The organism is Microvirga medicaginis (assembly GCF_052658925.1).
In genome coordinates, this window is record NZ_JBQWEL010000006.1 from 153,731 (window position 1) to 167,782 (window position 14,052).

Consider the following 14,052-nt stretch of genomic DNA (forward strand, 5'->3'; position numbering starts at 1 on the left):
CGGCAGGCCGGTGCTTGAACGCTCGCCCCGCTCCGAAGCCAAAGCCTCACACCCAGAACGGTTTTGCTTCGTCGAGCTTGTCGGCGGCTGCTTCGGCCTTGTCGAGGAGCTTGCTTCGCCGCCGGTCGATGCTTTCCGGTGACAGTGCCGACAGGGACGGAACCAGGGAGCCATGGACGGCAAGATCGTTCAATTCTCCCAGCAGCTCCTGCAGGTCCTCCAGGGCGCCCGACAGCTTCTTGCGGCGCTTCTGTGCCTTGTTGGAAGCGAAGAGCGAGCCGAAGAACTCGGCTCCATAGCGCAGTTTCTTGATGCGGATCCGCAATTGGTGGCGCTCCATGTCATCGACGTCGCGCATGTGCTTGGCGAGCTTGCGGATGCGCCGCCATCGCCGCGACAGCTCGGTGACGGCGAAGTCCCTGGCGGGGAGCTTCAGGGCCTTCTTCTGTCCGCCCTTGTTCCCGATGCTCCAGGCTCCGGCCTCGATCCAGGCCGCACTCCGCAGCATCTCGTCCATGAAGCGCGGCGATTCCAGGGTGTCGAGCAGATTTCTGTAGGCGAGCGTCCGCCGCTGCTCGATCTCCTTCAGGTCGGACGGATCAGGCCCGGTTTCGTCCGCAGTGCGCAGCCGTTCGAGAAGGACGTCGAGGTCGCGGGCTTCCCCCAGGGGCTGGCCTGCGCAGCGGAGAGCGTCCCTGATCTCCGCGCTTTCCCTGTCGGCCAGCAATTGGCTCTTGAACAGGGAGATCGCCGCTCTCAGCCGCCTGAGGCCCACCCGCATCTGGTGCAGGGCTGCGGGATCCTGCGTTTGCCGAACGAGGGTTTCGTTCAGCATCATCTGGGACAGGCAGTTCCGCGCGATGATCCGGAAGGCCTCGGCGCAGGATGCGTCCTGCGGCAGCTCGATCTTCTCCGCCTTGAAGGGGCAGATGGAGCCGTCCTCCATAAGACGATAGCCACGCTCGGATTTTGCAATGAGGGCGAGGCGCAATGAAACGGCCTCGCTCAAAGCGCGAGCGAAGGCGAAGAGAGCCGTAGCCTCTCCCCGTTTCAACTCGAGCTCGACTTCCGAGAAGGGGAAAGAGCGTCCGTCCGCTGAAGCCTCAGCCCGGTCCAGGGACATTTCGATGATGGCCCCGTCATGCTCGATCTCGAAGGCTTTGCGTTCCGTCTCGATGGTGAAAAGAGGCTTGATCGCTTCCCGGGCTGCTTTGTCAGGCAGCAGGGAGGCAAGGGGTGTTTCCGCAATCGCCGCGAAGTCGAGCGCACCGTCGACAGGAGTTTCCCATTCGCCGCGATCCATGGTGAGACCGCGCTCTCCGTGCCCGGCCTTGACGGTCTGAATGGCGCACCCGTTCTTGCTGCGGATGCGCAAGCTGATGCCGGCACGTCGCAAGGCCTGATCGTCCGTGTCGTAATAAACGGCATGCAGATGGCCGCTCTGGCCGGACAGGGACCGGGCATGGGCGAGGGCAGGATGTCCGAGCAGTGAATCGACCCCGCCGGAGGCAAGCTCAAGCTTGAGCTCGATCTCGCGCGGCTCCTTCTCCGCTGTGGGGGAGTGGCTGTTCTCGTGATCCTTGGCGCTCATGATGCTGCCGCAATTGCTTCATGAGGTGGAATATAGCGTCCGGGCAGTGGGATGGAACGGGCGCACGGACATCATGCGCGCAGTGCTGAAACGATGGATTGGCGTCGTGCATAAAAAAATCCCCGGGACTTAAGCCCGGGGATGACCACTTTGAGGTGGCTGGATCTCAGCTCTGGGTCGCGCTTCTGCGCGAGAAGGTCTTGCGCAGGTTGTCCCATAATTCGATCTTCACGCCGTTGCGCTTCATGATGAAGGCCTGCTGAGTGACCGAGAGCAGGTTGTTCCAGGCCCAGTAGATCACGAGACCGGCCGGGAACGAGCCGAGCATGAAGGTGAAGATCACCGGCATCCACGCGAAGACCTGCTTCTGCACCGGGTCCGGCGGCTCCGGGTTCATCTTCATCTGCAGCCACATGGTGAAGCCCATGAAGAGCGGCCAGGCGCCGAGCAACAGGAAATGGCCGATCACCGGCACGGCGCCCGGGTTGTAGGGCAGCAGGCCGAACAGGTTGAAGACGGAGGTCGGATCGGGCGCCGCGAGGTCGCGGATCCAGCCGAAGAACGGCGCGTGGCGCATTTCGATGGTGACGAAGAGCACCTTGTAGAGCGCGAAGAACACCGGGATCTGGATCAGCACCGGCCAGCAGCCCGCGACCGGATTGATCTTCTCCTTGCGGTAGAGCTCCATCAGCGCCTGCTGCTGCTTCATCTTGTCGTCGCCATAGCGCTCGCGGATCGAGGCCATCTCCGGCTGCACCGCCTTCATCTTCGCCATGGAGCGATAGGACTTGTTGGCGAGCGGGAAGAACAGAGCCTTCAGGATCACGGTCACGAGCAGGATCGCGATGCCGAAATTGCCGAATAGCTTGTAGAAGAAGTCCAGCACCTTAAAGAGTGGCTTGGTGATGAAGTAGAACCAGCCCCAGTCGATCATGAGATCGAAGTTCTTGATGCCGAGAGAATTCTGGTAGGCATCGACGGTCGCCACTTCCTTGGCACCGGCAAAGAGACGCTGCGTCGTCTCGACCGTGCTGCCCGGCTGGATGGTCTGCGCTGCCCCCTGCATGAGCGCGTTGTACGTGCGGCCTGCCTGACTCTGCTGCGAGGTGAAGGCGCCCTGATAGGTCATCGCCTGATCCGGGATGACGGTGGCGGCCCAATACTTGTCGGTGATGCCGAGGAAGCCGCCCTGCGCGCCGTCCCATGTCTTCTGGGACACGTTGGAGCCTGCAACAGGTGTTTCCTTGTCGAGAGCGTCGTATTTGATCTCCTGAAGGCCGCTGTCGCCCAGAACGCCGATCAGACCCTCGTGCAGCACGTAATAACCCAGCGTCGTCGGCTTGCCGTGGCGGGACACGAGACCGTAGGGCTGCAAAGCCACGGCCTCGGAGCCGCGGTTCTCGACCGTGCTCTTGATCGTGAACATGAACTTTTCGTCCACCGAAATCGTGCGGCGGAAGACGAGGCCCTGGCCGTTGTCCCAGGTCAGGGTTACCGGCGAGGAGGGGGTGAGCCGGTCGCGGTCGGCCGTCCATTCGGTGCTGGCGTTGGGCAGGCTGCCGGCCTGAGCGCCGAGCCAGCCGAATTCCGCATAATAGGGGTTCTGCGTGCCTTCCGGAGACAGGAGCACGATGTTGGCGCTCTTGGGATCGACGGTCTCGCGATAGTGCTTCAGCGCCACGTCGTCGATGCGGCCGCCGCGCAGGTTGATCGAGCCTGCGATGGCAGGCGTGTCGATGGTGACGCGCTTCGAATTGGCAAGAGCAGCCTCGCGGGACACGATCGTGGGGGCTGCCGGCGTGCTCGGCACCGTTCCCGGCACCGTCGGCGAGGCGCCACCGGCCTGGCTCGGGCTCGGGGGCGGATTTGGCGCGGTGGGGTTCACCTGCGTGGATTGCTGCTGCGCAGCCTGGCGCTGCTTCTCAGCCTGGGGAGCTGCAAAGAAATATTGCCAGCCCAGCAGAACCGCCAGCGACAGGGCGATGGCGAGGATCAGGTTTTTGTTGTCTTCACGCATGGGAATGTCCGCGACGCTCGCCTTTTAGGGGAGGTGAGGAGGGGAGGGGGCGATCAGAGAGGTGGGCGCTTTTCGGCTTGGTTACAACCCGTAGCGCGCGCCGAAGATCGTCGATGAGCACGTCGTAATCCGCGGTCAGAATATCGCGTCGGCCGATGATGACGACGTCCGCGTTGATGGTTGCGTAGTCGTGTGCCGCCGTGGGAAGGGCAGCTCGGAGCCGACGCTTGATCCGGTTGCGCTCGGTGGCGTGGCCAACCCGCTTCGTGACGGTCAGGCCGACCCGAAGGCCCGTTTCCGAGATGTCGGGATCAGAAGTCTCGCGCAGGCGGGCCTGCACCGTCATCCGCTCCGTATGAAAGCGGCGGCCGGAGGCCGCCGCGACGAAGTCAGGTCTTTTCGTCAGACGCCCGATGGTCACATCTGCGCGAGGCTCGCGCATCGGGGGTCCTTAAGGCTGCTTACGCCGACAGGCGCTTGCGGCCATGGGCGCGGCGAGCAGCAATGACCTTACGGCCGCCCTTGGTCGCCATGCGCGCACGGAAGCCGTGGCGGCGCTTGCGAACCAGCTTGCTCGGTTGATACGTCCTCTTCACGGCACATCTCCGGTCGAAAGGGGCAGCGGTGCTCGAAGGCTCGCGCCCGTCTGGTTAGATAAGGGGTTGCCCCCGAAACTGTCTCGAAAAAACGATCAGCGCCCCAAGAAGAGCGCTGTCAGCTTGCCGGGCTTATGACGGAACGGAGGGGCAAAGTCAACGCCGCTCTGGCCTTTATGCGGCAATCAGGCCGCTTCGCCTCCTCACATTGTCCTGAGAGGGAGGTTGTGGGCGTGAGATTGGGAGGCGCTATATAGACGCCACTGGCCGGGAGGAAGCGTGGCGGACAAGAATGATACACCTGAAGAGCGGGCAGCGAGCCTTAAACTCTCAAGGTATCTGCCCCTTGCGATCTTCCTGACCGCCATCGGAGCGGTCTTCGCCACGGGCCTCCACCGGTCGCTGAGCTTCGAATCCTTCGTCCATTACCAGATTCAGCTCCGGCAGATGGTGGCGGAGCATCGTCTGTCGATGCTGGGGCTTTACGCGCTCGTCTATGTGTCCGCCGTGACCCTGTCCCTGCCGGCCTCTGCCTTTCTGACGACTATCGGAGGCTATCTCTTCGGCTGGCTCCTGGGCGGCGCGGTCGCTTCCATGGCGGCGACCCTGGGAGCGACGAGCATCTTCCTGATCGCCCGGACCTCCCTCGGGCGGCCTCTCCTGAAGCGGGCGGGCTCCCGGATCCAGAGCCTGGCGGAAGGCTTCCAGAGGCGGGCCTTCTCCTATCTTCTCTTCTTGAGGCTGATGCCGGTCATGCCCTTCTGGCTGACCAATCTGGCCGCCGCTTTCTTCGGCATGCGGCTGAGAAGCTATGTGCTTGCAACCTATATCGGGATGCTTCCGGTCTCGTTCGCCTTCGCCTTTGCCGGATCCGGGCTCGATGAGGTCATGGCCAAGCATGAAAGGGCCCGTCAGCAATGCCTCGCGGCAGGCGGGACGGATTGCGCCATCGGCTTCGATGCCAAGAGCCTGCTGACGCCCGAGCTGATGGTCGCCCTGGCGGTCTTAGGAATTTTGGCATTGGCTCCCATTGTGATCAGATATGGTCGAGCAGGGGGCAGCCATGAAGACAAAGAAGGAAAAGCCTGATGAGACGTTGCGGCCCGACCTCTGCGTGATCGGGGCCGGATCCGCTGGCCTGTCCATGGCGGCCATGGCCGCGTCCTTCGGGGTCTCCGTCGTGCTCGTCGAGAAGGGCAGAATGGGAGGGGAATGCCTCCAGGCGGGCTGCGTGCCTTCCAAGGCGCTCATCGCTGCGGCCAGGCGGGTTCACGATGTTCAAAGGGCAGACCGCTTCGGGAGCGAAGCGGGCAAAACCGGGATCGATTTCGCTAAAGTGCACCGGCATGTGAAGAAGGTGGTTGCCGCCAGGGCTCCGCTCGACTCCGCGGAGCGCTATCGGGCCATGGGCGTGCACGTGATCGAGGCCGAGGTGCGGTTCGCCGGGACTGAAACGGCCCTGGCCGGAGGGCAGATCATCCAGGCCCGCCGCTTCGTGATCGCAACGGGCTCCCGCCCGGCCATTCCCCCGATCCCAGGCCTGGAGCAGGTCTCTTTTCTGACCAGCGAGACGATTTTCGATGTGACCGAGATGCCGGAGCACCTCGTGGTGATCGGCGGCGAAGCCGTCGGCCTAGAGCTGGCCCAGGCCTATCGGCGCTTGGGTTCCCAGGTGACCCTCATCGAGGGGGGTGAGCGCCTTCTCGGTGATGAGGACCCCGAAATGACCGCCGTCATCGAGCGTGCCTTGCTTCGGGAGGGAATCGCCCTGCGGGTCGGCCGGGCCGTCGAAAGAATCGAGCCGAGGGAAGGCGGGCGTGTGGCCGTCTTCCTTCACGACGAGCCTGAGCCTATCGAAGGCAGCCATCTGTTGATTGCGGCTGGCCGGCAGCCGGTGGTCGAGGGCCTTGGCCTCGATGAGGCGGGCATCGAGACCGATGCATCCGGCATCGTGGTCGACCGGCGGCTGAAAACGACCAACAGGAGGGTCTATGCCATCGGTGACTGCGCCGGCGGAGCGGGGGCGGGAGCACGCTTCACTCACATGGCGAATCACCAGGCCGGTCTCGTGATCCGCAATGCCCTGTTCCGGCTGCCGTCCAGGGTCGGGCAGGCCCCGATTCCCCGCGTGCTCTACACGGATCCGGAACTCGCAGCCATGGGGCTCACCGAGGCCGAGGCCCGGGAGAGGTATGGGGCCATCCGAATCCTGCGCTGGAGCTTTGCCGAGAACGACAGGGCCCGGGCCGAGGGGACAACCGGGGGCCATGTGAAGGCCATCGTGACGCCGCGTGGGACAATCCTGGGATGCATGATCGCCGGGGCTCATGCTGGCGAGCTGATCATGCCGTGGGTCCTCGCCATGGCGAAAGGATTGAAGGTTTCCGATCTTGCCGGCTTGGTCTATCCGTATCCCACCTTCTCCGAGGTGACGAAGAGCACAGCGGTGGAATTTCTGAAGCCTTCGGCTCAGAATCCTTGGGTGCGGCGAGTCATCGGATTGCTTCGCCGCTTGGGATAGGCGGGCATGAGCGTCGAGCGGCCACAATCGTTGGCATGGCGGATCCTGAGCCAGTTCGGGCTGTCCGCGCGCCTGCTGCTGTTGACCATCCTCTTCGTGATGATCGCGGAGGTGCTGATCTATGTGCCGTCGATCGCCAATTTTCGTCAGACCTGGCTGAACGACCGCATCGCTGCGGCGCAGATCGCCGCCATGGTGCTCGATGCCGCGCCTGAAGAGAGCCTGCCGGAAGACCTCGAACTGCGCCTCCTGCAAGGCGTCGGGGCTCAGGCGATCGCGCTGCGAGGCGGAGGGCGCAGGAGCCTCCTGGCCATCAGCGATGTTCCGCCCGAGGTGAGCAAGAGCATCGATCTGCGGGATGCGAAATGGATCGATCTCGTGAGCGACGCCTTCGATACCCTGTTCAATCCGGCAGACAAGCCGATTCGGGTCATCGGCCACGGCATGGGCGTCGACTTCGTCGAGATCATTCTCGATCAGCGCCCCCTGCGGGCCGCCATGCTCGATTTCTCCCGCAACATCCTGCTTCTGTCGCTCTTCATTTCTCTCATCACGGCGAGCCTCGTCTATCTCACCCTGCAATGGGTCATCGTGCGGCCCGTGCGGAGGTTGACCGGCAACATCGCGGAATTTTCCGGCAATCCGGAAGATGCCTCCCGCGTCATCCAGCCGACGGACCGGGCGGATGAGATCGGTCTTGCCGAGCAGGCTCTGGCGCGCATGGAAACGACCTTGGCCGACGAGCTTCGCCAGAAGCGGCGCCTCGCGCAGCTGGGCCTTGCCGTCAGCAAGATCAATCACGAATTGCGCAACATGCTGACCACGGCCCAGCTTCTGACGGATCGCCTCGAGCGGGTGAACGATGAAACCGCACAGCGGGTCGCGCCCCGGCTCGTGGCCACCCTCGACCGTGCCATCGCCTTCTGCGAAACGACGCTGGCCTATGGTCGCGCCACCGAGCCCCTGCCGCAGCGCCGGCTGATTCCCCTCGCGCCGTTGATCGAGGACCTGTCGAATCTGACGGATCTCGCACCGGAGGTCGGAATCGCCTTCAAAGCCCACGTGCCGGAGGATTTGATGGTCGATGCGGACAAGGACCAGCTCTCACGGGTGCTCGTCAACCTCGTGCGCAACGCGGTGCAGGCTTTGAGCCAGACCGGACCCAGCCAGGGCCAGCCCTGCATCGACATCAAGGCGAGTCGCGAAGGAAATACAGTTACCGTTCTCGTTGAGGATAACGGCCCTGGAATCCCAGAGCGGGTGAAGGCCGATCTCTTCACCCCCTTCCAGAGCTCCGCCCATAAGGGCGGCACGGGCTTAGGGCTCACGATTGCGGCGGAGCTGATCCAGCTTCATGGCGGCATGATCAGTCTCGACGAGGGTGAGGGCCACACCTGTTTCCGGATCACGATCCCGGATCGTGCCTCCGTTCAGGAGACGAAATGAGCTTTGTGCAAAATCTCTTCAAAGGAGGCTTGCCAAGCGCGTCGGAACCCTTTAAGTCACCCGCCTCGGCTGATGTTGCTTCTCGCAGCGACCTGCCGACCAAGCGCCCGTAGCTCAGCTGGATAGAGCACCAGACTACGAATCTGGGGGTCAGAGGTTCGAATCCTTTCGGGCGCGCCATTCCTTATTTTTTCTTCGCATATTTCCGGTTATAGGACCCACTCGTGGGTCGCGTCAGGACACGGCTTTCCGACCATCCTGTTCGAAGCCTGCCGGCGTGTCGAGGGTCGGAAACAGTGTCCTTCTGCAATCATTCCAACGCGCCTTGCGGCGACATGCGGCGGCCGATCATTTCGACGGGGGCAATGAGGCCCTGTTCCAAACCTGCAAGCATGTTCGCTATCTTCGTCGGGGCGTCCTGTCCCATCAGAATGTGAAGTCCGAGTGGGGGTGGGCCGCTCTCGGCCATCCTGGCGCGCATCCTCTGAAAGAACTCGATAGCGAAGTCTCGCCGCGCCCGCTCGGAGGCGATCTCAAAGCCAGCATCCAGCAAGGCTTGTCGGTAGGTTTCCGGTCTCTCGAGGAAGGAGGTCGCCTTGGTCGCGGCCCAAGGGACAGGGAAGGTGACCTCCCGATCTCCAGTCTGCATCACGTCGTAGATCGCGAACAGTCCTTCCGGTTTGAGGACGCGGTAGACGCCCGCACAGAGGCGCTGCTTGTCAGGGATGTTCATGCCCACGTGCAGCAGGGTGGCCCGGTCGAAGCTCTCGTCGGCGAAGGGCAGATCAAGCGCATTCGCTACTCGAAACTCTACCTGATCAGACAGGCCGACAAGCTGTGTCAAAGACGTGGCGACCTCGACATATTCCGGAGTGAGGTCGATGCCGACGACGCGGCATCCATATCGCCGAGCGAAGAACCGTGCGGCTCCGCCGATCCCGGAGCCGATGTCGAGCAGTACTCCACCAGCATTAAGATCAAGGTGATCGGCGACATCAGCGGTAGCCTCATGACCACCGATATGGAACTCGTCGATCCCGGCGAGGTCCTCCGGAGTAATGTTGGAGCGATCCCGACCCATGGCAGCGAGCCCTGCTACGATCGCCCTTTCCAATGAACCATGGGAGTAGTGCTGCGCAATCTCCCAACCAAGTGTCGTCATTGCCACCTCCGCACCGGCAGTGCCCGTGACCGGGCGCATCCTTCATGCCAGTCAGCGGGCTTGGACCGCTGACTGGCATGAGACTGAGCACCATTTTTGTGCCCTGGGCAAACTCAGATGCTCCTCACTGGGATTTGCTCGGGTCATCGGCCGGATTCACGTACTTGATCGCAAACGGACCTTCCGAGTCGATCTGCACCACGGCCTCGGTACTGGTGAACGCATAGTGGTTCATGTCGGCCGGGAGATCGACAAATCCGCCGCTGCTGAGCTTCTCGGCCTTTGCCTCATCGAGCTTATCGCCCATGCCGAAATGGAAATCGCCTGAGATAACGGTCACGCGCTCTGCCGTTGGATGGCTGTGGGCGGAAATCTTGTAGCCTGCCGGTGTCTTCAGACGCATCGTAAACGGCCCCTGTTTGTTGGGGTCGCCCGACAGCACAGCTATCTGGGCTCCTTTGGGCACAACGGGTGGGGCGGGCTCCCACTGAAGTTGATCGGCCCTCATGGCATGACCCGCCTTTTGATCTTGGGCCAGCAGAGGCGCAGAGGTGGTGGCAAGTAAAAGTGCAGTCATGAGCATGAGCGGGCGCATGGCAAACCTCCTTCGACGAACATGCTGAACTAGGTTGGCCTTTCGGCCTGGGCCAACGATCAGGGCCGGGAGAGGCTAGGTGGAGCCATGCCCTGCTGATGCGGCTCCTGAAGCCGCTCCCGGTCTGCCGTTCGCGGGGTACAACGCTACGCTGAGGCTCGTCCGGATGCCGCAGCGGTCATCACGGCCAAGTTCGGAGGTGGTTCCATGCTGAACCTCCTTTCCGAGCAATGTACCGATCGTGTCGGAATCGGTTCGCTGCCACGGGCAGCGGAGAAATGCTCTGCCTGTCCAGATGTGCTGTCAAGAACGACAATGCGGCGACCGCCTGCGGCTGCGTCCCTTGGATCCCGAAGGAGAAGGTCACGATCTCTCGGACTGCATTGCTTTCGAGCGGCTTCACACCCAGCGTTGTCAGCCTGATGTCGCCAAGGTGGCACGGACCGGTCCGTCGATGTTCTTCTTGAGGCTCGCCGGTCAATGCCCAGTCGAGCGAGAGAGCAGATTAATCACCAGGACCCCGGCGATGATGATTACCATTCCCAGCAGGGCGGCCGCATCGAGCTTCTGTCCATACAGAATCCATCCCGTGATGGAGACGAGAACGACTCCGATGCCGGACCAGATTGCATAAGCGACGCCGACGGGTATGGTCCGCAAGGCGAGAGACAGAAAGTAGAAAGCTGCCGCGTAACCCACAACGACCACGACTGATGGGACGATGCGGGTGAATCCTTCAGCAACCTTGAGGGTGGCCGTCGCGATCACCTCGAAGGCGATAGCGAGAGCAAGCGCGAGAGAGGGAGGCATGCTGGAGACCTGTTGGGAGCCGCGGAATGAGGTGATTGGAAAACGTCAGGGAAGCGTCCCATGGCAGTCAATTTGCACGAGACGGCCGTGGCTGCATCGGGGCAGGCAGGCCTCAGGGTTGCCGTTCTGACCGGAACAGGGACGCGGCAGAGCTTGGAAACATGCTGCGATGTCTGCCTCGAGAGTATCGCGCATCTGGAGCAGATACTTGCGATACGCCATCCGAAGGAATCTGCGCAAAGCTCCTCATGAGCCGATCACAAGTATCGACCGCAGCGTAGTTCTCGATCAGCGCATCGGCAGCCGAACTGCTAAGCCCCCAGGCCACAGCACTGTTGTCGAGATAAACCTTAAAGGTGCCGTCCTGAGTGGCTTTCTTCTCGGCACGTACCATGGGCAAGGCTCCTTCTGCGAGGCTGGAGAACCTGGGACGCTGCAATCACTGCGTGATGAATGCGGCTGAGCTCTCGGCAAAGCTCAAAAGATGAGCGATGCGGCGCCCCCTCGTCGAGACGACACTCCCGTATCAAGGCCGGCGATTGCTTCAGGAGAATCGTTTCGCCCAAGACGAACGGCTTAACCACCTGCTGATCGCTGCCTATCATTCGTCTTCAGGATAGGCGACCTCGTCACTGTCGACAGTCTTGAGGGTGAAATGGAACGTGGTCCCTTCCCCTGGAGCCGAGTCTGCCCAGATCTTTCCTCCATGGGATTCCACGATCGTCCTGCAGATCGAGAGGCCGACACCCATGCCGCTTTCCTTCGTTGTCGTGAAAGGCTTGAAGAGCTTGCTCAAGACTTCCGGCGCGATGCCTGAGCCTGTGTCCTGCACGCTGATCTGAACCATCGCTCCATCATGCGTCAACCTGGCGCGGATGCTTAAGTTGCGATTCTGAACGTCATGCATGGCCTCAACCGCATTGCGGAGAAGGTTGATCAAGACCTGCTGGATCTGCACGCGATTGGCGATGACATAAAGGCCGTTCGGTGGAAAGTCGAACTCGACCTGGACGCCTTTTTCCTTGGCCCCAACCAGCCCAAGAGCGCCTGCCTCCTCGATCAGCCGCTGCAATTCCTCGACCCGGTGCTCGCTTTCCCCGCGCGCAACGAACTCCCTCAGCTGCCGTATGACCTCGCCTGCCCGTAGGGCTTCCTCAGCGGCCTCGTTGACGGCCATCCTGACGATGTCGACCTGTTCGCCTTTCATGCGATCTAGGATCAGGTCACACCCCTTCAGATAGCTGGCAATGGCTGTCAGCGGCTGATTGATCTCATGCGCCAGTGTTGAGCCCATCTCGCCCATGGCGGTAAGACGGGACATATAGGCGAGTTCGGACTGCAGCTCCTGCATCCGCATCTCGGTATATTGACGCTCTGTCAGATCCCGGATGAACGCCGTGAAGAAGCGTTCGCCTTCCCAGCTCATTTCGCCAACCTGAACCTCCATCGGGAAGGTTGATCCGTCCTTGCGCTGCGCCACGGCCACGCGACTGCTGCCGATGATCCGGCGCTCGCCGCTCGTACGGTAGCGGCTGATATAAGCATCATGCTGCTCGCGGTAGGGCAGGGGCATGAGGAACTTGACGTTGGTGCCGATCACTTCATCCGGCTTGTAGCCGAAGACGTGCTCGGCCGTAGCGCTGAAGGAGCGGATGATCCCTTTCTCGTCCGCCACGATCATGGCGTCGGGAACGGTTTCGAGGATGGAACGCAGATGGGCTTCGCTTCGGAACAACTGCTCCTGGCTCGACTTAAGAGTGAGTTCCGCCAGCTTTCGGCCCGTGACATCTTGAGCCGTGCCGATTTTACGAATGGGTTGCCCCTCGTCGTCCAGCACGGTTCTGCCCGTCGCCGAGATCCAGCGCTCCTCACCGGTGTCGGCGCGAAGAATACGGAAGGTGCCGCTGTATGTAAGATCACTTTTTGCCGGATTTGCGAAGAACTTCCGCTCGATATGATCGCGATCCTCAGGATGAACGAGGGCGAGAACAGCAGCCTTGCTGATCGTTGCGTCCTGGCTCAGACCAAGAAGCTCGTATGCTTCAGGCGTCCATTGATGCTCACCTGTCAGAGCATTGAAATCCCAGATGCCCAAACCGGTGGTTTCAACAGCCAAGCGCAGGCGCTCTTCGCTGTCACGCAGCCTGTCCTCGGCTATTCTGCGATCATGGATGTCAGAAATGGTGCCGGCCCATTCCTGAACGTTTCCCGCATCGTCCAGCAGCGGTACGGCTCTGCAAGACACCCATCGGTAATCGCCGTCGCGTCCGAGAATCCGATGAACAATCTTCGCAGGTTGCATCGCGTGGATGGTTTCCTGCCAGGCGGAGATGGTGTGTTCACGATCAGCGGGGTGAATGATGTCTATCCAGCCGAGCGGCGCGCCAGCCACCGGCTCTCGACCGCAGAATTCATGCCAGCCCCAGCCCTCGATGTATGAACCTTCTGCATTCGCGCGCCAGCCGATAGCAGTACTGGTTTCAATCAAGGCGCGGTAGCGTTGCTCGCTCACGCGCAGATGTTCTGCGGCAGGTTTTTGCAGATGGGGATTGGGGTCTGTATCGGCCTTCTGCTCAACCTCGCATGGATCGCGCCGGTCAGCATGGGAAAGTCTCGCTTGCCTGAGCTCGAGTTCGCGGATCACGAGCCGCGAAAGGGCAAGCAGTGCCCGTGACTGTTCCGACGACAATCCCGCAGGACGGGGGCTATAGTCGAAGATGCAGAGCGAACCGAGAATGGGGCCGCTTTCTGATGCAATCGGAACAGCCGCGTAAAATCGCAGGTGCGGTTCGCCTGCGACATAGGGATTCTCGCTGAACTCGGGATGGCGAGAGAGATCGCCGATGCTGATTGATCCCACCGACTGGAGAGCACGGGCACAGATCGAGTCAGCCAAAGGCATCTCGCCTGGGATATTGCCGAGCTTGGCTTTAAGCCAAAATCGTTTTTCGTCAAAGAAGCCGATGGCTGCAACCGGACACCCGCAAATATCGGCAGCGAGTTGGACGACGTCGTCAAAGGCCGCTTCAGGCGCCGTATCCAGAATCTGCAATTGATGCAGAAGTGAGAAGCCTGGCGCCTCTTTCCTTTCGGAGAAACCGTCCCTGATTGTGTTGGAGGTCATGAATGGCCAGACGAGGCATGCTGTTGGTTGGATCAGATTGGCTGGCCCGGCTACCAAAGTGAAATGAAAAATTCAATATAAACATGATTATAGACAAGCTTGTCCGACAACAAGCCTGGAGCGGCCGACCCATATATGATGCGCTATATAATATCGGTATTGTCTTGGCAGCAGGTTCGAAGTGCTGTCC

12 protein-coding genes and 1 tRNA gene are annotated in these 14,052 nt (G+C 61.4%); 4 read left to right on the plus strand and 9 right to left on the minus strand.

What is annotated here, in order from left to right; genetic code table 11:
- Positions 1 to 46: 46 nt before the first annotated feature.
- The 4 genes from ACUXUR_RS10605 to rpmH form a co-directional block, all read right to left on the minus strand.
- Positions 47 to 1,591 carry a CYTH and CHAD domain-containing protein gene (locus ACUXUR_RS10605; protein WP_445502313.1) on the minus strand — a complete coding sequence of 515 codons (1,545 nt, stop codon included), beginning with the start codon at positions 1,589 to 1,591 and terminating at the stop codon, positions 47 to 49.
- 166 nt (positions 1,592 to 1,757) lie between these two features.
- Positions 1,758 to 3,608 (minus strand): membrane protein insertase YidC, encoded by a 1,851-nt coding sequence (yidC, locus tag ACUXUR_RS10610; protein WP_445502314.1) that lies wholly within the window; start codon positions 3,606 to 3,608, stop codon positions 1,758 to 1,760.
- Positions 3,601 to 4,050 (minus strand): ribonuclease P protein component, encoded by a 450-nt coding sequence (gene rnpA, locus ACUXUR_RS10615; protein WP_445502315.1) that lies wholly within the window; start codon positions 4,048 to 4,050, stop codon positions 3,601 to 3,603. The genes yidC and rnpA overlap by 8 nt, the downstream gene beginning before the upstream one ends.
- 19 nt (positions 4,051 to 4,069) lie before the next feature.
- Entirely contained in the window at positions 4,070 to 4,204 is a 135-nt protein-coding gene (gene rpmH / locus ACUXUR_RS10620; RefSeq protein ID WP_027314822.1) for a 50S ribosomal protein L34, read from the minus strand.
- Positions 4,205 to 4,483: 279 nt separating this feature from the next.
- Here rpmH and ACUXUR_RS10625 point away from each other — a divergent pair, with 279 nt between their 5' ends.
- From ACUXUR_RS10625 to ACUXUR_RS10640, 4 genes are all read left to right on the plus strand, one after another.
- Positions 4,484 to 5,293, plus strand: a complete 810-nt coding sequence (locus ACUXUR_RS10625) for a TVP38/TMEM64 family protein (RefSeq protein ID WP_445502316.1) — start codon at positions 4,484 to 4,486, stop codon at positions 5,291 to 5,293.
- Positions 5,268 to 6,725 (plus strand): dihydrolipoyl dehydrogenase family protein, encoded by a 1,458-nt coding sequence (locus tag ACUXUR_RS10630; protein ID WP_445502317.1) that lies wholly within the window; start codon positions 5,268 to 5,270, stop codon positions 6,723 to 6,725. Before ACUXUR_RS10625 ends, ACUXUR_RS10630 begins: the two co-directional genes overlap by 26 nt.
- Before the next feature lie 6 nt (positions 6,726 to 6,731).
- On the plus strand, positions 6,732 to 8,171 hold the full coding sequence (locus ACUXUR_RS10635) for a sensor histidine kinase (protein ID WP_445502318.1): 1,440 nt from the start codon (positions 6,732 to 6,734) through the stop codon (positions 8,169 to 8,171).
- A 103-nt stretch (positions 8,172 to 8,274) separates the two neighbouring features.
- A tRNA-Arg gene (locus tag ACUXUR_RS10640) sits at positions 8,275 to 8,351 on the plus strand.
- A gap of 130 nt (positions 8,352 to 8,481) precedes the next feature.
- On the opposite strand, the gene ACUXUR_RS10645 is transcribed toward ACUXUR_RS10640, so the two are convergent.
- From ACUXUR_RS10645 to ACUXUR_RS10665, 5 genes are all read right to left on the minus strand, one after another.
- The gene (locus ACUXUR_RS10645) at positions 8,482 to 9,333 is read right to left on the minus strand and encodes a class I SAM-dependent methyltransferase (protein WP_445502319.1); all 852 of its coding nucleotides are present in this window, start codon (positions 9,331 to 9,333) and stop codon (positions 8,482 to 8,484) included.
- A 124-nt stretch (positions 9,334 to 9,457) separates the two neighbouring features.
- Complete coding sequence (locus ACUXUR_RS10650) at positions 9,458 to 9,928, minus strand: cupin domain-containing protein (RefSeq protein ID WP_445502320.1); 471 nt, start codon at positions 9,926 to 9,928, stop codon at positions 9,458 to 9,460.
- A gap of 477 nt (positions 9,929 to 10,405) precedes the next feature.
- A complete protein-coding gene (locus ACUXUR_RS10655) occupies positions 10,406 to 10,738 on the minus strand; it encodes an SMR family transporter (RefSeq protein ID WP_445502321.1) in 333 nt (110 codons plus the stop codon).
- 112 nt (positions 10,739 to 10,850) lie between these two features.
- The gene (locus tag ACUXUR_RS10660) at positions 10,851 to 11,132 is read right to left on the minus strand and encodes a hypothetical protein (RefSeq protein ID WP_445502322.1); all 282 of its coding nucleotides are present in this window, start codon (positions 11,130 to 11,132) and stop codon (positions 10,851 to 10,853) included.
- A 207-nt stretch (positions 11,133 to 11,339) separates the two neighbouring features.
- Positions 11,340 to 13,862: a PAS domain S-box protein gene (locus tag ACUXUR_RS10665; protein ID WP_445502323.1), complete on the minus strand. Its 2,523-nt coding sequence runs from the start codon at positions 13,860 to 13,862 to the stop codon at positions 11,340 to 11,342.
- Positions 13,863 to 14,052 lie beyond the last annotated feature (190 nt).